This is a genomic window from Stieleria maiorica (assembly GCF_008035925.1).
Classification (GTDB): Bacteria; Planctomycetota; Planctomycetia; order Pirellulales; family Pirellulaceae; genus Stieleria; species Stieleria maiorica.
On sequence record NZ_CP036264.1, the window covers coordinates 8400503 to 8421995 of the forward strand.

Sequence of the window (21493 nt, forward strand, 5' to 3'; positions counted from 1 at the left end):
TCGGCCTGCTAGAGGAACATCGACTGGAACATCAACCATCGGGCGGTCAGCAGCGTCAACAGCAGACAGCACCACCACGAGGCCACTTGGGCAATCGGCCGTCGGTGCAGTCGGTACAGGATGGCGATCGCAATCCCTGTCACGGCCGCTTTGAAGAAAAATAACCGAACCGGCTGGCTGATCATGCTGCTGCCGAGCGGATTGAGTTCGCGCATCATTCCGGCATTGGCGGTCCCCAGCGTCCAAACCAGATCGACGACCGAAAGCAATGCGACGATCAACAGGGATTGCCCGACCACCTTGCGATGCTTGGACCAGTCCGTCGGTTCCTCCGTCGCCACTTCGATCGTGGGGCGATTGGTCAACAGGTGCCCAAAGCCGAGCACGACCACGGCCATCGCAAAAATGGTCAGGGGATAGGAGATGCGTGAGAGCCAGCGGGTCCCCGCCGAGATCCGTTCCCCCTCGAGCTCAGCCGCATCGATTTTGTCAAACGTCGCCTGGGCACGCTCGCTGAACGCCGCTGTGGGCTGGAATTCGGTCAGCAGTCGATCCAAGACCGCGTGGGTCCGGTTGTCAAGGCTGGTGAGATTGACGGCGGTTGTGCGGTTGTCCGGGGCGTTCAACGCCCTCAAGTACTCGATGCCGTCCGATTCGCGGAACAATAGTGCCGGCGGGGCGCCGGTGTACAGCACCAGGACCGTACCGAAGTCGACCGACGCGATGTCGTCGGCAAAGATCCGAAACAGATTGGAGGTCGAGTCGCCTGGACTGCCGCCGGGACGCCACCCGCCCTCGCCATCTCGGTCGCCCGAGCCAACTCGATCACTCCGGCCGAATTGATCACCCCGGCCAACTCGATCACCCCGGCCGAATTGATCACCCCGGGCAAATTGATCCGTCTGGCCGAATTGATCCGTCTGGCCGAATCGCGGCCCTTCCCTGAAATTCACCCAACGGGTTTCGGAGGCGTTCGGGGCGAAGTTGGCCTCGCGCATCCAGCGTGGACGGCGCCGGTTGAACCGTGACTCCCGTTCCCGGGCCTGTTCGGCATAGGCGGACAGGTCAAACGTCTCGGGCCCGAACTCGTGACCGTTGAGCGTCAGCGAATCCGCCGTGACGTGGACCTCATACGGTGGGGCCAGGTATTCGCCGTCGATGAAAATATACCCTTGCTTGGCTGGGTACTTGGCTGGCGATTGCGGCCCAGGATCAGATTGCGGCCCAGGGGCAGCCGACGCGGGCCCGACGCCCGACAGTGCCGCGAGAGCGATCATCGCGACGAAGTGGTGGCCAAATGTAGAGCGATCCATCGGATTCCTTGATCTGCAAGCGAAGTTGACGAGCCAAAAGGTGCTGTGCGGTGCTCAAGATTGTTTAATCCTGTCGGTCGCCAAAGGTTTCGCAGAAGATCCGGAGGCCCGCACCGATCGACGGGTTTCAAGTGCCAGGTCGGTTGGGAGTTGGGAGTTGGGAGTTGGGAGTTGGGAGTGGGGAGTGGGGAGTGGGGAGTGGGGAGTGGGGAGTGGGGAGTGGGGAGTTTAACCTGAGTGATCGGCCGCGGAGTGGGGAGTGGGGAGTGGGGAGTGGGGAGTGGGGAGTGGGGAGTGGGGAGTGGGGAGTGGGGAGTGGGGAGTGGGGGAGAAAAATGTCGAGCGTCTTTGGGCAAACTTGAAACTTGAAACCCTCAACCCAGCAATTGCCGAACGATTCGCCCTTCCACATCGGTCAGTCGGAATTCGCGTCCCTGGTATCGATAGGTCAGCCGCTCGTGATCGAGGCCGAGCAGGTGCAAGACGGTGGCGTTGAGGTCGTGGACGTGGACGCCATCCTGGACGACATCCATGCCGAATTCATCGGTCTTGCCATAGCTGACGCCGCCCTTGACCCCGCCGCCGGCCAGCCAGCACGTGAAGGCGTCCTTGTGGTGGTCTCTGCCGGACAATCCCGTTCCCTGGTTACTGCCTTGGTTCAAGGGCGTGCGGCCGAATTCGGATCCCCAGATGATCAGTGTGTCTTTCAGCAATCCGCGCCGTTTTAGATCGGTGATCAGGGCGGCGATCGGGCGATCGGTCTGGCGGCATTTCTCCGGCAGACGTTTCTCGATCGTCCCGTGGTGGTCCCAATCCGAATCGTACAATTCGATCAGCCGCACGCCGCGCTCGACCAACCGCCGGGCCAGCAAGCAGTTGTTGGCGAAGGACGCTTTGCCGGGTTGGGCGCCGTAAAGCGAAAGCGTTTCGGCGGTCTCCCCCTCCAGGCTCATTAGTTCCGGCACCGACATCTGCATACGGTAGGACATTTCGTATTGGCTGATCCGTGTCGCGATTTCTTCGTCGCCGGTCGCCAGTCGGTGCTGTTCATTCAGTTCCCCGAGCGCGTCGAGCACTTGGCGGCGATCTTCGATCGATCGTCCCTCAGGGTTGGAAAGGAACAGCACCGGGTCTCCTTCGGAACGGAATTGGATGCCTTGGTAAATACTGGGCAGAAACCCCGGCGACCACATGCTGGTCCCGGCGCCGCCGGCCGGACCGCTTAGCAGCACGACGTATCCTGGCAGGTCCTTGTTTTCCGAACCTAGTCCATAGCTGACCCAGGAACCGAAGCTGGGGCGGCCGCCGCGACCGAATCCGGAATGCAGAAACATCTGCGCCGGAGCATGGTTGATCTCCTCGGTGTGCAGCGAATGAACGAAGGCCAACTCGTCGGCGACGTTGCTCAGATGCGGCCACAGTTCGCTCATCGTGTGTCCGCATTCGCCATGCCGCGAAAACTTCCACGGCGAACCGGCCAACGTGGAGGTTTTGCCGATGAACGCAAAGTCGCGATCTTTGGTGACTTCCGGCGGGCAGGGTTGGTTGTGCCGTTTGACCAGTTCGGGTTTCTCGTCGAACAGGTCCAATTGTGACGGGGCACCGATCATGTGCAGATAAATCACATGCTTGGCGCGCGGCGGGAAATGCGGGCCAGCGGCAGCAGAGGACTGTTCGCAAAGCATCGACGCCAGTGCGATCGATCCGAAGCCGATGCCGCCGCGGCTGAGAAAACCGCGGCGGTTTAATCGGAAAATGTCGTCGCGGTCCAGACACGCCGCGGGGCAATGCGGAGCTTGGCCGTGTGGTTGGTCACGATGCAGACTTGATGCGGCAGGTTGGTTGGGCATCCGTAGGCTCAGTCTTTGGTGATGGTTTCGTGCAGATTCAGCAGCACGGTGGCGACGCCGTACAGCGGATCATCGGCGTGTGATTGCTGGTGGTACAAGTGTCGCAGCGTCGCAAGCTCGCTGGGGTTCGGTTTCCGCGCGGTGCAAAGCTGGAACGCGTAATCGACTTTTTCGTCGATCGATGCATCACCCCTCTCAGCGTTGATCCGCGCCGCGAGCGTTTTGGCCGCTTCGACATAGACCGGGTCGTTGAGCAACGTCAACGCTTGAAGTGGCGTGTTGGTCCGTGAGCGTTTGACGGTGCAGGCCAGCCGCGCGGTGGCGTCGAAATTGATGAAGCTGGGATAGGGCGAGCCCCGTTTGACGACGACGTAGACGCCACGCCGATGCTGTTCGCCACCGGGACTGACTTCATAGTCATAGGCTTCGCCGCCGACCTTGGACCAAATCCCGTCGGGTTGGTAGGGGCGGATCGGCGGGCCGTGCTGTCGCAGGCTGAGCAAACCGGAAATCGCCAACGCGTTGTCCCGAATCATTTCCGCATCCATGCGAAAGCGAGCGCCACGCGCGAGCAGCCGATTGTCCGGGTCGATTTCGCGAAGGTCGTAACGAACGTTGGAGGATTGCTGATAGGTCGCCGACATGACGATCGTTTTGAGCAGTTTTTTCATCGACCATCCGTTGTCCATCCATTCGATCGCCAACCAGTCCAGCAGCCGTGGATGCGACGGCGGTTCTCCTTTGATGCCGAAATCTTCGGGCGTGGTGACGATGCCGTTGCCGAACAGTTCCGCCCACCAGCGGTTGACCGTCACGCGTGCGACGACCGGGTTGTCACGCGAGACCAGCCAGCGGGCCAGCGTCAATCGATCGCCCGGTCCATCGGGGCTGGGATGCAGCACTGCCGGCGTGCCGGGCTGAACCGCCGCGCCCGGCGAGCGATAGTCGCCGCGCTCGAAGACCGTGGACATCCGCGGTTGATCCAGTTCCACCATGACCAGTGTCGTGTCGGGGGCAAGCTGGTCGAGCCGTCGTTGCAGCTGATCGAGCTTGTTGCCGAGCGATTGGTAGTTTTCGTCGTGTTCGATCCGGAAATCGACCAGTGACTTTCGTTCCTTGGCGGACCACTTTTCGGGCGGTTTTGCGGCGGCGGCGACGATCGCTTCGGGAACGGCTCGGGCATCGACGTTTCCCGTCAGGGCGGAAATCTTGAATCGTCCGATCGTCAACGCCCGACCGAAGTGTTGCGTCATCGTGATCGCAAACGCTTGACCGGCGGCCAAGTCGATCGGTTCTTGAAGCGTGAACGTCGCCCAGTGCGGTTTGCCTTGTTGGGGCGAAATCGCCCAGCCACTTTTCGGGTTGTCATCGATCGCGTCGGCGACGGGATATCGCTTTTGCGAAAAGCTTGCCTTGGCCGCGGAGAACTCGATCGCGCGGGGCGGCGTATCGGCGGTTTCGCCGGACGCAGAATCAGAAACGAGTTCGACTTTAAATTCGTTCAACACGAAATTGCGTCGGTCGTTGCGTCCGGGCCCCTTGCCGGGCAGCGAATCGTCGAGCAACACGTCCAATCGGATCGCGGTGATCTGTCGGATCGGGGCAACCTGTTGGCGCGACGCAGGGGCCAGAAAGCGGTATTCATCCTGGTCCGGGGGATCACCGCCGTGCAACAAGATCGAACCGTCGTCGAGTCGTTCGTGCGAGTCGGTCGAACCTTGGGATTCAAACTCGGTGATGTCCAGCGTGTAGGTTTGCGGTGATTGCTCAATTGTCTCGGCAAGTCCGACGCTCCACTCGTCCAGACTGGCGGCCAGTTGCCGGCGCCGGCGCTGCTGTTGTTGTTTCACCTCGTCGAGTTGTTGCTGCACGCCGATGCGCTGTTGATCGCGCGCTGGCTGGGCCAGGGGCATGCTGGGACCCTGGAACTTGATCGACGATGGTTGTTTTGGATTGGCTCGATCGGCTTCCTGGGCGGTGTTGTTGAAATATGCCAGCAGTTGATAGTACTCCTGGGTCGTGAACGGATCGTATTTGTGATCGTGACACTGGCAGCATTCCAATGTCGTCCCCAGCCAGACGGCGCCGGTCGTGTTGACCCGATCGATGACCTGTTCGATGCGCGTTTCCTCGGGCAGCGAACCGGCTTCGACGTTGGTCGGTGTGCAGCGGTGGAATCCCGTGGCGATTTTTTGTGCTGCCGTCGCGTCGGGTAACAGATCGCCGGCGACTTGTTCGATTGTGAATTGATCAAACGGCATGTCGTCGTTGAGTGCGTCGATCACCCAGTCGCGGTAGGCCCAGATGTCGCGAAAGTTGTCGCGTTGGAATCCATGGGAATCTGCATAGCGGGCAAGGTCCAGCCAGGGGCGGGCCCAGCGTTCACCGAATTGTGGCCGACCCAACAGCGCGTCGACGATCGATTCAAACTGCCGGCGACTGGGGTCGCGAACAAACGCCTGGACCTCGTGGGGCGCCGGAGGCAGACCGACCAGGTCCAGGTAAACGCGGCGAATTAATTTTTCCGGCTCCGCCTGGGGCGACGGTTGGATGTTGTGGTCTTCCAGTCGTCGCAGCACAAAGTGATCGATCGGTGATTGCGGCCAGTCCGACTGGCGGGTCTGTGGCAGTTCGGGACGCTGCGGAGCGACATAGGCCCAGTGCTTGGGGGCAACGAAAGTATCGGGCCAGCGAGCACCTTGCGCGATCCAGCGTCGCAGTGTGTCGATCTGTGAGGCGGGCAACGGATCGCCGATCGCGGGCATGATCTCGTCGTGCCCGCGGGGCAGCAGCACGCGTCGAAGCAACTCGCTCGCCTGCGGGTCCTCCGGTTCAACCGTCCCGGATTCAATGAGATCCTCCCGGCGGTCCAGACGCAGGCCGGCTTCTTGCTTTTCCGCTCCGTGACATTCAAAGCAAGCGCGCTGCAGGATCGGGTAGACCTGATTGCCAAACTCAACCGGCGTCGTGGTCGATGGCGGAGTGTCCGCGACTGAAGTCACCGGCACCATCAAGCCGGCCAAGCAGACAAACGAGACCACAAAAACGGTGATGGCGGGGAAGGGCTGGGAGGGCGTATTCAAGATGGATCGAAAATGGCGGGGATCAGAAATGGTGTGGTGCGGTGGGTGGGGGTGTTGCCAGGGGACTGATTGGCTGGACGACGCCACTTTGCTCAAAAATCACCGGTCGAACGTAGCTACCTTCGCCAGAAGGTGGATCCCCGAGGGTCTCCACGCTGCGCCAAAGTGGCGCTGTCCAGTTAGGCAGGCATCGATTGTAAATGATTCGCTTCGCGGTTGCCAAAAGTCTGCCCTGTGATCGGGCAGCCCCAGCAGCCAGCCGAATGTCGTTACAATTCTCCGCGTCACCTCCCAGCTCCCACCTCCCACCTCCCACCTCCCTGCTCCCACCCCTGCCCGGCGAACCCGAAAGAACGATTTGATGCCGTCCTGGTACGAACTTACAAACGCAGACGAAATCCCTTCGCCCACCCTGCTGATCTATCCCGACCGCGTGCGTGCGAACCTTGAACGCATGGTAGCCTGGGGTGGCGCCGATCGCTTGCGGCCTCACGTCAAAACGCACAAGTTGCCTCAGATCATTGAAATGAAACTGCAGGCGGGGATCGACAAGTTTAAGACATCCACGATCGCGGAATCGGAGATGACGGCGGCGGCCGGCGGACGCGACGTCTTGCTCGCGTACCAACCCGTCGGTCCCAACATCCGGCGACTGATGGAGTTGATTCGGGCGTTTCCCGAGACGACGTTTTCGACGATCGTCGACGACATCGAAGTGGCTCGGATGCTTGCCGCGGAGGCCGAGGCCTGCGGAGTCACCGTGGACGTGTTGGTCGATCTGAACGTCGGGATGAATCGCACGGGGATTCTGCCCGGCGAGGGGGCTGCGGAATTATATCGTTTCATCGCTGCGGCCCAGGGACTTCGTGCCGCGGGGCTGCACGCCTACGACGGTCACATCCACGATACCGATGAAACGTTGGTGCGGCGTCAGATCGCCGAGGCGTTTCAACCGGTTTGGGACTTGAGGCGTTCGTTGCGGGCCGAGGGATTGACGGTGCCGAAGGTCGTCGGCTGCGGCACGGTGTCGTCCAGGATCCTGGTGGCCGAACAGGGATTGGAAGGCGGAGAAGCGATCGAGGTCAGCGCGGGCACGTCGGTGCTGTGGGATGCCGGACAGCCGACGTTCACGCCGCCGATGCAGATTGATCACGCCGCGGTGTTGCTGGCCCGCGTGATCAGCCGTCCCGCCCCAGGCAGATTGTGCATCGACCTGGGCCACAAAGCGGTCGCGTCGGAGATGCAGCCTCCGCGAGTGACCTTCTTCGGACTCGAGGATGCGACCGCGGTGGGGCATAGCGAAGAACACCTGGTGCTACAGACTGACCGTGCCGAGGCGTTTCCGGTCGGCACGGTACTGTACGGGGCTCCCACGCACATCTGCCCCACCGTCGCGTTGCACTCCGAGGTGTGGTGCGTCCGCCAAGGCCGCGCGGTCCAGCGGTGGCCCGTCGTCGCAAGAACGCGGCGGATCACGATCTGATGGATTCCAGCGAGCTACCAATGAATTCCGGCACCGGGACGAACCGGTCTGGCGTTCCGCCCACCTCGGTGCGAAAACGGATCATCGCCGTCAGCGTGCTGATGGCGTTCATGTTGTATCTGGATCGCGTCTGCCTGGGCGAGATCGTTAAAAGTGATTCTTTCCTGCGCGATTTTGATGGGGCCTCGCGGGAAGAGATCGGCGATGTGCTGGGGGCGTTCTTTTTCGCTTACGCGCTCTTTCAGGTGCCTTCGGGTTGGGCCAGCGATCGGTTCGGCGGACGAATCATGCTGACGTTTTACATCCTGGCCTGGTCGCTGCTGACCGGATTGACAGGGATGGGGACGACGCTGGGCGGATTATTGCTCGCGCGGTTGGCCTTCGGCGTCGCCCAAGCCGGCGCCTATGCGACCAGCAGCGGCGTGATTCGGAACTGGTTTCATTTTCGCGCCCGGGCCCAGGCCAGTTCCTTCGTTTCGATCGGCGGGCGACTCGGTGGCACGCTGGCACCGTTCTTGACGACGTTTCTGGTGTACCAGCTAAGCGGTTGGCGTGACGTGCTGTACCTGTACTGCTTCGTCGGATTGATCGCCGCGATCGCCTATTACGTGATTGTGAGAAATCGGCCCGAGGAACACGCCGGGGTCAACGACGCCGAGTTGGAACTGATCGGTCGTTCGGAGGAATCGACATCGGACGCGGCGTCGACAACGAATCTACGCGACATCGGACCGATGATGGTCGCGATCGTCCGCAGTCGGTCCCTGTGGCTGAATTCGCTGGCCCAGTTCTGTTTGGTCTTCGGCTGGGCGTTTTTGATCACTTGGCTGCCGACGTTCCTAAAGGAGGAACGCAACGTCGAAGCCCTGCTCGGTTCGCTGATGGTCACCGGAGTGTTGGCGATCGCGATTCCCGGGCAGCTGATCGGTGGTTGGTTGGGCAATCATGCGGTCCAGCGCTTGGGGCATCGCTGGGGCCGGATCGTGCCGCTGAGCGTGACCTGCGGTTTGGCCGGTCTGGCGTACCTGGGCTGCTTGAGTTACCAGTCGGTTTGGTGGGTCGTGGGGTGTTGTGCGTTGGTGTCGCTGATGACCGACATCGGCAACCCCTCGGTGTGGGCGTTCATGCAGGACGTGGGCGGCAAGAACACGGCCGCCGTGTTCGGCTGGGGCAACATGTGGGGCAATTTCGGCGCCGCGGCCAGTTCGATGGTGGTGCCGCGATTGATGACCCTGGGCGAAGCATCCGGCAGCGGCGAAACCTATGTGTTCATGACCTGCGCGGGCATGTATTTTCTGGCCGCGATCGCCGTGCTGGGAACCGACGCGACCCGTCAAGTGCGGCGAGCGGAGCATGCCAGCCCGACGCGTTAGCGAGGGGCGCCGGGTGCCCCCTCGCTAACGCGTCGGGTGGCATCCCCATTTATTTCATCCAACACCACTCGCTTCAACCCGACCATGAAATTGATCTTTGACGCCCACCTGGATCTCAGTTTGAACGCGTTGGAATGGAACCGAGACCTACGGCGACCGGTCGCAGAAATCCGCACCGCCGAAGCGGCGTTGCCGAAGCGGATGGCGGGGCAGGCGGCCGGAGTGGTTTCGCTCTGCGACATGCGCCGCGGCGGCATCGGACTCTGCGTCGCGACTCAAATCGGTGGCTGCATGAAACCGCGTTCGTTCGTTGCCAATTGGGAATCGCCGTCACAGGCATGGGCAATGACGCAGGGGCAACTGGCCTGGTATCGCGAGATGGAAGAGCAAGGCGAAATGGTCCAGGTGGCCGATCTGGCCGCGCTGGAACGCCACCTGGAGCGTTGGGCCGATCCCGACCGCGCTGCCGAAACGAAACAACCGATCGGATACGTCTTGTCTCTGGAAGGTGCCGATTCGATCGTTACCCCGGATCATTTGGATCGGGCCTGGGAGTACGGGCTGAGGGCATTGGGGCCGTCGCACTACGGCGTGGGACGCTACGCGATGGGGCACGACGTCGAGGGTGGGTTGCCGCCGCAGGGGCGGGAGTTGATTCGGCGAATGGATCAATTGGGCATGATCCTTGACGCGACGCACCTGAATGAAACCTGTTTTTGGCAAGCCCTGGAGATCTTCGGCGGACCGATCTGGGCCAGTCATCAAATGTGTCGCAGCCTGGTCGACGACCCCAGGCAGTTCACCGACGATCAAATCAGAGCGGTGATCGATCGAGGAGGCGTTTTGGGGGCAGCCTTTGATGTCTGGATGGTCGTGCCGGGATTCGTCCGCGGTCAATCGCATCCCCAGGAAATGAACATCACGCTGGAAGACATTGCCGACCACATCGACCATGTTTGCCAGTTGGCCGGCAATCCGAATCATTGCGGGTTGGGCAGCGATTTGGACGGGGGTTACGGAAACGAACAATGCCCCTGTGACGTCGACACGATCGCCGATCTGCAGAAACTCGAGGCCCTCCTCGCCGGACGCGGTTACACCGACACCGACATGGCCGCGATCTTTCATGGCAACTTCGTCCGCGTGCTGCGGGAGGCTTGGGGCTGAACCTGGGCTGCGCATAATCGTTCGATTGGTTCGCGCTTTCGTTCGTAGAATTTTGGCGTTTTCGATTCCGCGAATCCCTGTTGGGATCAGCCGTTTGGCGCCAGCCTACGGGCCGCTATCGACGCTGGGGCCCGAACGCTGCTGGGGCCCGAACGCTGCTGGGGCCCGAACGCTGCTGGGGCCCGAACGCTGCTGGGGCCCGAACGCTTGCGCGAATCGGCTGATGTCACTCGTGTTTCGTCGCCCGATGGCTGCTGTGAGTCGGACGTCCTTCGCGGAATGATTTCGCGTAAATGCTGACCCACCGCAGAATCCAGATCTTGCACGGCCCAGGCTGAGCCTGGACGGCGGCGCGCTCATGGAAACATGTTTGTGGCCGATTGGAAAATCTTTTTCCGCTTCCCTGCCGGGCGGGTCGGCGAATGATCGTGAAAACGAAACTGGCGTTGCAACGTCATGGAGACGTCGCGACGCCAGAGAGAGCGTGAAAAAGAACGCGGATTCACCTTCTGGCGTCGGTCGCTACGTGTGTGTCCAGCGTAACGGAGTCCAATTTCTCCAGTTTTTTCAGACCTTCCGACGCTGCTGGTCTGAATTGGTCCGATGATTGCGTTAACCGCTCGGCAATGAGCTGAGTTGTTCGAAGCTCAATCCCCCCTTCTCCCTTTCACGCGAGGCTTTGAGCAATGAAGATGACGTTTTCCGTTGCAACGTTGGTGGCCGGTTTGAGTGTTTTGGCTGGCAGTGGACTTGCCGATGAGGCGAAGGTGTCAACGAGCGATCGGCCAACGATTCGGGACGAGCGGCCCGAGAACGTCAGTGGATGGGTGATTGTGTCCAAAAGCAGTTACTGGCCGCTGTGCTACGAAGCGTTGGAAAACCTGACGAAGGTTCGCGAGCAAGCGGGATCGAGCGACAAGGCGGCGCTCTCGGCCACGCTGGACAAATGCTCGGCCTGGTTGCAACTCGCGGCGTCAGCGGCGATGGTCAAAGAGGAAGCGAGAATCATGAAGATCGCCGACACCATGGATGAAGTGTCGACCAGCTTGCAAGACAACGATTCGGCGCCGAGTTCGCGAGAAATCGAAGTGCTGGCCACGATGGGCGAATTGGCGGTCGCCAAGTCGCACCTGATCCGCGCCACCGCGGACTACGTCCATCACAAGACCGCGAAAACCCCGGCCGCCAAAAAAGGCGTTTCGGCCAACATCGTGGCCGAGGAAAAAGAGATTCAAAAGGCACGGATGGAACGCGATCGCGATCAATACCGTTACGACACCGGACAATCGCTCCGTCACCTGACCGTCGCCCTGGCCTACCTGCGTGCGGTCGCCGAACAAGGTGAAATCGAACTCGGCGAGTTTGCGACCGAAACGGTGGAACCGCTCAGCGGCACCGAGAATGCCTCAGATTTGGTGAACAAGGACAAAGAAATCCGAGACTTCGTTGAACGCCTGATGGCCTTCATCGAAGCACAGCAAGTTCGCCTGGGCGCTGAATTCAAGTGGGAGCCCAAGGCGGTGGTCGAGACCGTCGAAAGCTGAGAGAGCCCGCCTCGGCGTCACATCACAGGCATCGGATCGCGTCGCGAACCTTCGTGGCGCGATCCGATCGCGTTTTCGGATCTGGCCTCCGGCGGCGGATGGCCAGGTCGACGTGCTTTAAAACGGCGCGTCGTCTCCTTCCTCGCCTACCCCAAAACGCAAACCGGCCAACAGAATCAGGTCGCGGAACATCTGCTCCACCGCTGCATCGCTCGGCTCGGCGGCGGTCGTGATGAAGTAGTCTCGCGGGATCCCCAGTTGCACTTTGATCGCCGACGCGATCTCGGGATCGGCGTCCATCAAGGTCGACGCCATTTCAAAGTCCCGGTCGTCCAAGATCTGATCGGCCAGACTTTCCAGCAGGCTGTGCCAATGATGCAGATCACCGTTGTTGTCGCTCTCGTAGTGCAGGTACTTGTCAATCTCCTCCGGCGACAGGCCTTCCTGCAAACACTTTTCCTGGTACGCACCGGCGATCAATTGGTGCCAACTCTGCTCGTTCGCATCGCGTTCCTCTTCCTCCTCGTCACAGTCGTCCAGGTCCGCCAAATCCGGGTCGTCCTCGGGGAATGAGAACGCCCGCCCCGATGCCTCCATGCAGTCCATGTCCCGTTCGATTTCCAGGTGCGTCAAGACGTTTCGATAGACCGCGTAAAACGCCGCCTTCTCCAACGCATCCCACTTCTCCGGGTCACCCGATCCGTTCAAGACGCAACGGGACACCGAAAGCAGCAAAGCGAGCTGTTGTCGCCAACGCAAGGTATCAAACAACGTGACGCCGAAGGACCAAATCGAAATGTAGTCTTCGTCTCCCTCGGCACGCGACTCACGAAAGACATCCACCATCGTGCCGAGTGATTCACGGTAAAGCGCTGCGTGCTTGCCCGTTAACTTGTGTGATTCATAGGGATCAAAAATCACCTTGGCTCTCCAGGGGACGGCGAGAGGGGCGACCGCTCGACGCTGCGGCGGCAACGACCGCACCTTCCGCTGGCGATCAAATGACGAATTCGTGACACGTTCAATCTGGCGCGAATGACCATCGCCGTCTACACGCGACCGCCTGTTCTGGCCGCAATCGAACGATTTTGTCGCAAAACTCACGCCGCATTGAATCCGGTCCGCATTGCCCCGGCCGACCGCCGTCGCTACAATCTGCACCTGCAAGTGCAGGATTGTGGCGTCCGGATCGGCGGATCAGTCGTTGGGGCAGCGATTGATGCGGCCGGGAATTGGCCCGCGATCGTGATCGGCACCTGCGCTTCGTCTCCCGCCACCGAGCTCTCCGTTTTCAGATCAACACCATGCCCAGCGGCGCCCTCGATTCGCGGATCATTCTTCGACTGTTCGTGTTTGTGGTCGTCGCCTCCGGCATCGGCTTGTGCTCCCGCCCCCTTTCGGCTCAAGTCAACCTCAGCATTGATCTCGAAGAGCCACCGTTTGAATACACCAAGACCGAAGCAGAAAATCCGGTCAGCCGGCTAATCGAAGGGTTGGAGGCCAAGACGATTCAACTGGAGTATTCGCGCGAGACCGGTTACCTGCGTTCAGTTCTCAAGGCGCTCGGAATTCCCGAGTCTTCGCAAGTCCTGGTGTTTTCCAAAACCAGCATGCAGGTGCAGGCGATCTCACGGCGCAATCCGCGGGCGATCTACTTCAACGACGACACCTATGTGGGATGGATTCGCGGCAGTTCGTTGATGGAGATTTCGACCGCAGATCCGAAGCTGGGGACCGCGTTTTACACCGTCGACATGATGCCCTGGCGTGCCAAGATCAAACAGGCGCACTATGACTGTCTGGGCTGCCACGCGACCTCGATGACCCAGGGCGTTCCCGGGCACACGGTGCGCAGCGTGCACCCGGAGGTCGACGGCAGCGTGGCGTCGCAACGTGATTCATTCATCACCGATCACTCCAGCCCCTTTTCGCAGCGTTGGGGCGGTTGGTACGTGACCGGGCGGCATGGCGGAATGCGTCACATGGGCAACACATTTCTGCGTGGCGGGCAATTGGACCTACAGGACAACGGAAATCGATTGAGTCTATGGGACGAGTTCGATACCCACGATTACCTTTCGCCCTACAGCGACATCGTCGCGCTGATGGTGCTGGAGCACCAGACTCAAATGCACAACGCGATCACCCAGGCCGATTTTGCCGTCCGCCAGATGATGCACGAGCGTGACGCCGATGAAGATCAAAACGAGGATCCAGACGAATGGAATGCCCGGCTGCAATTGATCGCCAAGCCGGTCGTCGATTATGCCTTGTTCTGCGATGAAACGCCGCTGACCGATCCGGTCAAAGGTTCGGTCATCTTCGCCGACGAATTCACCCGGCGCGGTCCGGTCGACCGCCGTGGCCGATCGCTGCGAGACTTTGATCTGAAGACCCGGATGTTCAAATACCCGTGCAGTTACCTGGTTTATTCGCCGGCCTTCGATGCGATGCAGCAACCGCTGAAACGTGAAATCACGCGTCAATTGTTGGCGGTGCTGACAGGGGCGAACCAAGACGCCGCGTATCGGCACCTGGACGCACAGACGCGGGCCGACACGCTCGAGATCTTGCGTGAAACCAAGTCCGAATGGTTCGAATGAACGGCACCGTTGATTTTGACACGAGCGACGCTCGCTAGCAGGCTGTCGATTTAATCGCAACCGAAACAATCGTGAGCCGATGGCGCTAGCCACGGGCCTCGAAGGGCGATGCTGGCACCGCAAGGCCCGCGGCTAGCGCCGTCGGCTCACTAAATCGACAGCCTGCCAGCGTGTCGGGCTCGTATGGCCCTGTTCGTTCATCGAAAACGATTAAATCAACAGGCCGCCAGAGCGTGGAGAAACGCTGCGGATTCACCTTCTGGCGAAGGTGGCTACGAATGACGGGCAATTCATGATGTTTTTGGTGTGACGCGGCGTTGTCCGCCCAGGCTGCAATCGCCGAAATTTAAATTGCCGCCGCTGACGACAACCGCGACGCAACGGCCGGCAAAACGTTCGGCGTTTTCGACCAATCCCGCGTATGCAACCGCGCCGGACGGCTCGGCCACCAGGTGCGCGTCTTCGGCGATTCCCCGCATCGCCGACAGGATCGAATCTTCGGAAACCAGAAACAGGTCATCGATCAGGTCTCGGATGATCGGGAACGTGTGGTCGCCGACCCCGGTCCGCAGCCCGTCGGCGACCGTGTCGTAGCGTGTCGGCGGTTGCGGGGATCCGGCGGACAGGCTGCGTGCGGTGTCGTCGGCCAGTTCCGGTTCGACGGCATAGACTTCGATCTCCGGCCGCAGCGATTTGATGGCGACCAGGATGCCCGCCAACAGGCCTCCGCCGCCGACGGGGACCAAGACGGCGTCCAGCTGGTGGAGCTGTTGCAGCAGTTCCAACGCAACGGTGCCCTGGCCGGCCATCACCGCCGGAGTTTCGAAGGGATGGATCAGCGTCGCGCCGCTTTGTCGTTGCAGCTCGTCAGCCGCCTGCTCGCGTTGCTGCGTCGACGGGCCGCTAAACACCGGCTGGACACCATACGATCGGACCGCGGCGATCTTGATGGGGGATGAGTTTTCAGGCATGACGACAAACGCCGGGATGCCGCGAAGCTTGGCCGCCCGGGAGAGTGCCGCGGCGTGATTGCCCGAGGAATGAGTCACGACGCCGCGGTGTGCATCTTCGTCACTTAAGCTCATCACCGCGTTGACCGCACCGCGCGCCTTGAAGGCGCCGACATGCTGCAGGTTCTCGGCCTTGAACGCGACCTGGCAACCGAGCCGCCTGGAGATCACTTCGCTGGCGATCGCGGGCGTTCGCGCCACGTGGTCGGCGATCCGCTGTGCGGCCGATTGAATGTCGTCGAGTGTGATCGCGTGTTGTTTCGAGTGACAACTCATTTCTGAATCGGCAGCGTGTAGGTCAGATCTTTTCCGTCGCGTTTGATGGTGACGTCGACCTTGTCACCGGGCTGCTTCGACGTGACCACATACGTCAACAATTCCTGTTCGCTCGACAGATCCGTTCGCCCGTCGAAGGACGTGATCACGTCTCCCTCGCGAAAGCCGGATCGCTTAGCGGCTCCGTGGGCGCCGTACTTGCCGACACGTTTGACGTGCAATGCCATGGTCGCATTGTCGCCGGCGGCCGACTGGGGATCGGATCGGGTCGACGGTTCCAGCACCATTCCTCCGGCAGCGATGCGACGCAGCCCCCACGTGGTCACGCGCCAGGACAGGTCACCGGCGCGGCGCCAATCCTTGGGAAAACGCAATTGCATGTCGACCGGTGATCCGTCGCGTTGGATGCTTGCGGGCACCGTGCCGCCGTCGGGATCGGTGTTGTGCAGCACCCACTGGATGTCGGCGATCGACAGCAAGGGCTGGCCGTCCAGCGTTGCGATCACGTCGCCGCTACGAAGTCCAGCCTGGTCGGCAATCGAATTCGCGGAAACCTCTTTGATCGTGGCCTTTTCGTTGGGGTCCATGATCAATCCCACCGATTTGGGATGCGGGTACGGCCACAGCACTTTGTCGGGAATCGGTTTCTTGGCGTGCCAGTAATACTCGCGTTGGGCGTCGCCGATCTGGTGACAGTGAATGCAGCTTTTCACGACATCGCCCTGATAATCCAATTCGTCGGTGAACTTATCCTCCAGCGACGGGTAGCGTTCCGGCGAAGCGACTTCCATCGGTTGTCCGCGTTTGCCCGCCAAGGCGTCTTTGACTTCTGCGTGATCGGCATGCAGATCCAGTGCACCTTGCAGCGCTTCGGCGAGCCCTTTCAATGAGACGTCGCCCATCCAATCGGTGCGGTGCGAACGGGTGCCAAAGCGTCCATAGATCGTCTTGTCGGCGGCCAGGAAGAAAACGGCAAAGGATTGATCGGTGTCGTACTGAAACAGGTCCAGGTCCAGTCCGTTGGTCGCGACCTGACGCACGCAGACGAATTGTTCCAGCAGCGGCCGGATCACCGGATCGGTATCGACCAATTCGTCGTCCAATTTGACACACTCGTGACAGGGCAGGCAGCGGAGCACGACGACGATCGGCTTGCCCGTCCTTTTGGCTTCTTCAAAAGCCCCCGGAATGTCGTTGTACATCCAGAATCCTTCCCGCTGAACTTTCTCTTTGTCGCTCCGGACGATTTCTTCTCGGGTCTGTGCGGGCAGTGTCGTCGCGAGGGCAAGGACCAGGGTGGGAGCAAGCGTCAACGATGAAAGGATACGCATCGGGTTTTGCATTGAATTGTTTGATGAAGGTCGAAAAGCCACCGGTGACCACCAATGTATCGCACCAAAGACGCGACGGTTGGTGTCAGCCGATCGGGACGGACGTCTTGGGGGAAGATTTTTTCCAGACAATCCGTCTAACGAAAATGGCCAATTCCTTTGCATCTGGTGACGGGAACGGTTATCACTAAGTACCCGACGCCGGGGGGGCCGGATGTCAGGGGGATGGCGGGATGTCCACCGGATTGCCATCCCGACCCAGTCGATTTCAAATGCGAGACGGAACATAGAAGATGCAGTTGTCCGAAGAAGAGTTTCGTGCCGAGCTGAGGAATTTCCGCAGCGAGTTCGAGCAGTTGCGGTCCGAGGTGGCCAAGCGAATCGTCGGACAGGAGCCGATCGTCGACGGCGTGTTGATCTCGATGATCGCCGGCGGTCACGTGTTACTCGAAGGCGTGCCGGGGTTGGGCAAAACGCTGCTGGTGCGAACGCTCAGTGAAGTCTTGGAGGCACCCTTCAGCCGGATCCAGTTCACGCCCGACTTGATGCCAGCCGATTTGATCGGGACCAATATCCTGGTCGAAGGCGAGGGTGGGCAGAAGGAGTTTCAATTTCAGCGTGGCCCGCTTTTTGCCAACGTGATCCTGGCGGATGAAATCAACCGCGCGACGCCGAAAACTCAATCCGCGTTGCTGGAGGCGATGCAGGAACACAGCGTCACGGTCGCCGGCACGTCGCACCGGCTCGAGGGCGTGTTCTTTGTGCTGGCGACGCAAAACCCGTTGGAGATGGAAGGCACGTATCCGTTGCCCGAAGCCCAGTTGGATCGATTCCTGATGAAATTGCTTGTTCCGTTCCCGACGACCGAGGAAATGGAAACGATCATGGACCGGACGACCGCCGGTGAAATCCCACCGCCGGGCAAAGTGATCTCGGGCGAGCGGGTGTTGCGGCTGCGTGATCTTTCGCGGCAGATCCCGATCGCCGATGAAGTGCGACGCTATGCGATTTTGTTGGTGATGGGGACCCATCCCGAACACGAGGCGGCCACGGCGATGGTGCGTCAATTCGTGCGATACGGCAGCAGCCCCCGCGGTGCCCAAGCGTTGATCTTGTGTGCAAAGATCAAAGCCGTCTTGGACGGCCGTTTCCACGTCTGCAAGGACGACCTGCGGTCGGTCGCCCACGCCGTGCTGCGGCATCGTGTGATGTTGAACTTTGAAGGCCAGGCCGAAGGGATCGTGGTCGACAAGATCATCGATGACCTGCTGGAGAAGGTGGGGCAGGAAGCGGCGTTGGCCGGGTAGCCGCATCATTCATGTTCGACTCCGATTTCCTAAAACAACTCGAATACCTGTCTCTGCTCAGCAAGCGGATGTTCCAGGGCCAACTGCTCGCACAACGGCGGACGATGCAGACCGGTGGCGGCATCGAGTTTTCCGATCACCGCGAGTACATGCACGGCGACGACCTGCGTTACTTGGACTGGAACGTCTACGCGCGGCACGGTGATCTGCTGCTCAAACGGTTCCAAGAAGAAGAGGACTTGCACGTCTACCTGCTGCTCGATGCGTCGCAGAGCATGCACGTGGAATCCAACGGGGCGGTCGACCCGGACCCGCCGAAATTCACGCTCGCACGGCAGATCGCCGCAGCGTTGGCCTACATCGCGCTAGCGGACTTGGACCGTGTCTCCATCGTCGCCTATGCCGACGGTGTCAAAGTGGTGATGCCGCTGGTGCGCGGGAAAGACCAGATTTTAAGTGTGCTGCGTTTTTTAGAAGGGTTGGCCTGCCACGGGGAAAAAACCGACCTGCGCCGGACCGTCGGCGAGTTCGTCGGCCGCGCCCCCCGAACCGGTTTGGCAATCGTGATCAGCGACCTGTTCGATCAACAGGGATTTCGCGAAGGGGTCGATCGGCTGCGATACGCGCAATTCGAGCCCCACGTGATTCAAATTCACACGCGCAGCGAGGCCGACCCGAAGCTGCTGGGGGACGTCCAATTGGTCGATTGCGAAACGGGCACCGAGAAGAAAGTGACGGTGACCGAACGAAAGCTTCGGCAGTACCGCCGACTGTTTGAATCGTTTGTGCAAGACGTCGAGACGTATTGTCGGACGCACGGGTTGGCCCACACACGCACCACAACGGACGTCCCGTTTGATGCCGTGCTGTTGAAAATGATGCGCGCCGCGGCGGTGGGGTAATCGATGTCATTTGCTTCACCGGACAAATTGATTTGGCTGTTGGCCGCGCTGCCGATCATCGCCTTTTATATTCTGAAGACTCGGCTGCGTCGGCGGTCGGTGGCGACGTTGTTGTTCTGGGACCAGGTCTTCGAACAGAAACGTCAACGTTCGCTTTGGCAGAACCTGCGACACTGGATCTCGCTGTTGCTGCAATTGGTGTTTGTCACCCTGCTGGGCTTGGCGATCGCAGATCCGCTGTGGAATTCGCAAGAAGACAGCGGCCAGGATCTAATCCTGGTCGTCGACAATTCGGCCAGCATGCAGGCGGTCGATCCGGCGTCGGGCAAGACCCGGTTGCGGCAAGCGATCGACCGGGCATCGGACGTCGCCGGGACACTGCGTTCGGGCGACAACATTGCCTTGATCACCGCCGGGGCCAGTGTCCGCGTGGTGGTGGGGATGTCGGATTTCGCGCCGACCGTGCAAGAGGCCCTGCTGGAAATTCAACCGACCGATGGCCCGACCCGAATCGACGAGGCGATCGCTGCGGCGCGGCGATTGGCGGCCGATGACAAAAAGCGACGGATCGTCGTCTTCAGCGACGGCGGCGTCCCCGATCGAGACCTGCTGAGCGGTGGTCCATCGTCGTCCTCCGAGCTGTCCGCCGACGACGCGGAATCCGAAACGCCCGACGTGCCACCCGACTGGTTCTCCGGCGACGATGTCCGCTGGATCCAAGTCGGGGCTTCGGTCGACAATCTGGCGATCACCACGTTCCAGGTCAGGCGTTCCACCGTCGATCCGATCGGTTATTCACTGTTGGTCGAAGTTCGCAACTTTTCCTCCGATCCGGTCGAGACTCGGCTGACGCTTCAACTGGACGACGCAATGGTTGACGTGATCCCGTTGGAGATCGAAGCCGAAGGAGCGTTTCGAAAACAGATCGACGGCACGTCTCGCGGCGGAGGCGTGTTGACGGGGACGTTGAAAACGGAGGACGTGTTTCCGGTCGACGATGTCGCGAGGGCGATCTTGCCCGATCGACCGGAAATCCCGGTCAAGTTGGTCACCGGCGACGCCTCGGAGTCCTATTACTTGCGACGCGTGTTGGAGTCGATTCCGTTGGTGAGGATCGTTGACTCGGACGCCTCGGCGCGATTGACCGTGTTTGCCGGGACCGTCCCGGAGACCGTTCCCGAGGGACCGCTGTTGTTGGTGGATGTCCCTGAATCGGGGCCGGTGGTCGGGCCGGGCAATCAACCGGCCTGGCGATTGGGCCGGCGGGTCGAGCAACCGATCATCGCCAAGCAGGACAAACAATCCCCGCTGCTGCGGCACGTGCAACTGCAGAACGTGATCTTGTCCGGCGGCCGTGATTTGGAGGTCAACGAAGCGTTGGGCGCGCCGACGACGTTGTTGGAAACAGCCGGTGGGGATCGCGTGTGCGTGTCGATCGAACGCAGCGAGGGGCGGATCTTGTTGCTGGCCTCGGATTTGGACAGCAGCGATCTGCCGCTGCGGATCGCCTTCCCCGTCTTGATGACCAATGCGATGAATTGGTTTTTTCGTGAAACCGGCGAGATTCGTCCCGCGATCGCGACGGGCCAGTCCAGCGATGTCCTCTGGGACGTCGCCGAGGAATCACCGTCACAAACGGCCCGGCTGATTGCACCGTCGGGTGAACGGTCGTTGGTCACCGTCCAGCGTGGCAAGGTGAAACTGGGACCGTTGGCCCAGACCGGCGTTTATCGTTTGGCCAGCGAAGAGGACGCCGAGGCAGCGTTTGCGGAAACCGCAGCGTCCATCGCTGGTGACGACGCCAATCTGGTTGCCGTCAATCTGTCCGATGCCAACGAAAGCGATTTGCGATTACCGGAACTGCCCGAAACGACGGCCGGCGAATTACCACCGGCCGGTCGCTCGCCCTGGTTTTACCTGATCCTGCTGGCCGCCGGGCTGGTGATCACCGAATGGGCGCTCTACCAACGCCGTGTCGTCGCCTAGCGGGACCACGTCGCCTAGCGGGACCACGTTGCCTAGCGGGACCACGTCGCAATCGGCGACCACGCGTCTCGTCCGCCGATTCCACGCTCCCGATCGGTACAAGCCGCAGGGATCTCCCGGCCGATGCATTCCGCTCGTAACGCTTGTCGCGGATAAACCGACTCCGCGGGAATCAGGCGTATCGACGCGGCGAGCTGCCGATCATGAACACTGGATCGGTCGGTAATGCTTGCAGCGCGAGCGATGCGTCGATCCGGGACGAAGT

14 protein-coding genes are annotated in these 21493 nt (G+C 60.8%); 8 read left to right on the forward strand and 6 right to left on the reverse strand.

What is annotated here, in order from left to right:
• Positions 1-8: 8 nt before the first annotated feature.
• The 3 genes from Mal15_RS28465 to Mal15_RS28480 form a co-directional block, all read right to left on the reverse strand.
• Complete coding sequence (locus Mal15_RS28465; RefSeq protein ID WP_147870854.1) at positions 9-1313, reverse strand: DUF5658 family protein; 1305 nt, start codon at positions 1311-1313, stop codon at positions 9-11.
• Between the two features lie 374 nt (positions 1314-1687).
• On the reverse strand, positions 1688-3163 hold the full coding sequence (locus Mal15_RS28475) for a DUF1501 domain-containing protein (protein WP_147870856.1): 1476 nt from the start codon (positions 3161-3163) through the stop codon (positions 1688-1690).
• Positions 3164-3171: 8 nt separating this feature from the next.
• The gene (locus Mal15_RS28480) at positions 3172-6246 is read right to left on the reverse strand and encodes a PSD1 and planctomycete cytochrome C domain-containing protein (protein ID WP_233903082.1); all 3075 of its coding nucleotides are present in this window, start codon (positions 6244-6246) and stop codon (positions 3172-3174) included.
• Positions 6247-6607: 361 nt separating this feature from the next.
• Between Mal15_RS28480 and Mal15_RS28485 the strand changes: the two genes are divergently transcribed.
• The 4 genes from Mal15_RS28485 (at position 6608) to Mal15_RS28500 (ending at position 11813) form a co-directional block, all read left to right on the forward strand.
• The gene (locus Mal15_RS28485; RefSeq protein ID WP_147870857.1) at positions 6608-7729 is read left to right on the forward strand and encodes a D-TA family PLP-dependent enzyme; all 1122 of its coding nucleotides are present in this window, start codon (positions 6608-6610) and stop codon (positions 7727-7729) included.
• A gap of 20 nt (positions 7730-7749) precedes the next feature.
• Positions 7750-9102, forward strand: coding sequence for an MFS transporter (locus tag Mal15_RS28490; RefSeq protein ID WP_167547105.1), 1353 nt, complete (start codon positions 7750-7752; stop codon positions 9100-9102).
• A gap of 84 nt (positions 9103-9186) precedes the next feature.
• Positions 9187-10269 carry a dipeptidase gene (locus tag Mal15_RS28495; protein ID WP_147870859.1) on the forward strand — a complete coding sequence of 361 codons (1083 nt, stop codon included), beginning with the start codon at positions 9187-9189 and terminating at the stop codon, positions 10267-10269.
• 686 nt (positions 10270-10955) lie between these two features.
• Entirely contained in the window at positions 10956-11813 is an 858-nt protein-coding gene (locus Mal15_RS28500; protein ID WP_147870860.1) for a hypothetical protein, read from the forward strand.
• 117 nt (positions 11814-11930) lie between these two features.
• Here the strand turns inward: Mal15_RS28500 and Mal15_RS28505 are convergent, their stop codons facing one another.
• On the reverse strand, positions 11931-12734 hold the full coding sequence (locus Mal15_RS28505) for a hypothetical protein (RefSeq protein WP_147870861.1): 804 nt from the start codon (positions 12732-12734) through the stop codon (positions 11931-11933).
• Between the two features lie 383 nt (positions 12735-13117).
• Here Mal15_RS28505 and Mal15_RS28510 point away from each other — a divergent pair, with 383 nt between their 5' ends.
• The gene (locus Mal15_RS28510; protein ID WP_233903083.1) at positions 13118-14416 is read left to right on the forward strand and encodes a hypothetical protein; all 1299 of its coding nucleotides are present in this window, start codon (positions 13118-13120) and stop codon (positions 14414-14416) included.
• 290 nt (positions 14417-14706) lie between these two features.
• On the opposite strand, the gene Mal15_RS28515 is transcribed toward Mal15_RS28510, so the two are convergent.
• Together Mal15_RS28515 and Mal15_RS28520 are read right to left on the reverse strand one after the other, a co-directional pair.
• Positions 14707-15702 carry a threonine ammonia-lyase gene (locus tag Mal15_RS28515; RefSeq protein WP_147870862.1) on the reverse strand — a complete coding sequence of 332 codons (996 nt, stop codon included), beginning with the start codon at positions 15700-15702 and terminating at the stop codon, positions 14707-14709.
• On the reverse strand, positions 15699-17033 hold the full coding sequence (locus tag Mal15_RS28520) for a Trx7/PDZ domain-containing (seleno)protein (protein WP_233903084.1): 1335 nt from the start codon (positions 17031-17033) through the stop codon (positions 15699-15701). Before Mal15_RS28520 ends, Mal15_RS28515 begins: the two co-directional genes overlap by 4 nt.
• 293 nt (positions 17034-17326) lie before the next feature.
• On the opposite strand from Mal15_RS28520, the gene Mal15_RS28525 reads away from it, so the two are divergent.
• The 3 genes from Mal15_RS28525 to Mal15_RS28535 are packed head-to-tail and all read left to right on the forward strand — an operon-like array spanning position 17327 to position 21228.
• Positions 17327-18340, forward strand: coding sequence for an AAA family ATPase (locus tag Mal15_RS28525; RefSeq protein WP_147870864.1), 1014 nt, complete (start codon positions 17327-17329; stop codon positions 18338-18340).
• 11 nt (positions 18341-18351) lie between these two features.
• Positions 18352-19242, forward strand: a complete 891-nt coding sequence (locus tag Mal15_RS28530; protein WP_147870865.1) for a DUF58 domain-containing protein — start codon at positions 18352-18354, stop codon at positions 19240-19242.
• A 3-nt stretch (positions 19243-19245) separates the two neighbouring features.
• Positions 19246-21228 carry a vWA domain-containing protein gene (locus Mal15_RS28535; RefSeq protein WP_147870866.1) on the forward strand — a complete coding sequence of 661 codons (1983 nt, stop codon included), beginning with the start codon at positions 19246-19248 and terminating at the stop codon, positions 21226-21228.
• The last annotated feature ends 265 nt before the right edge of the window (positions 21229-21493 follow it).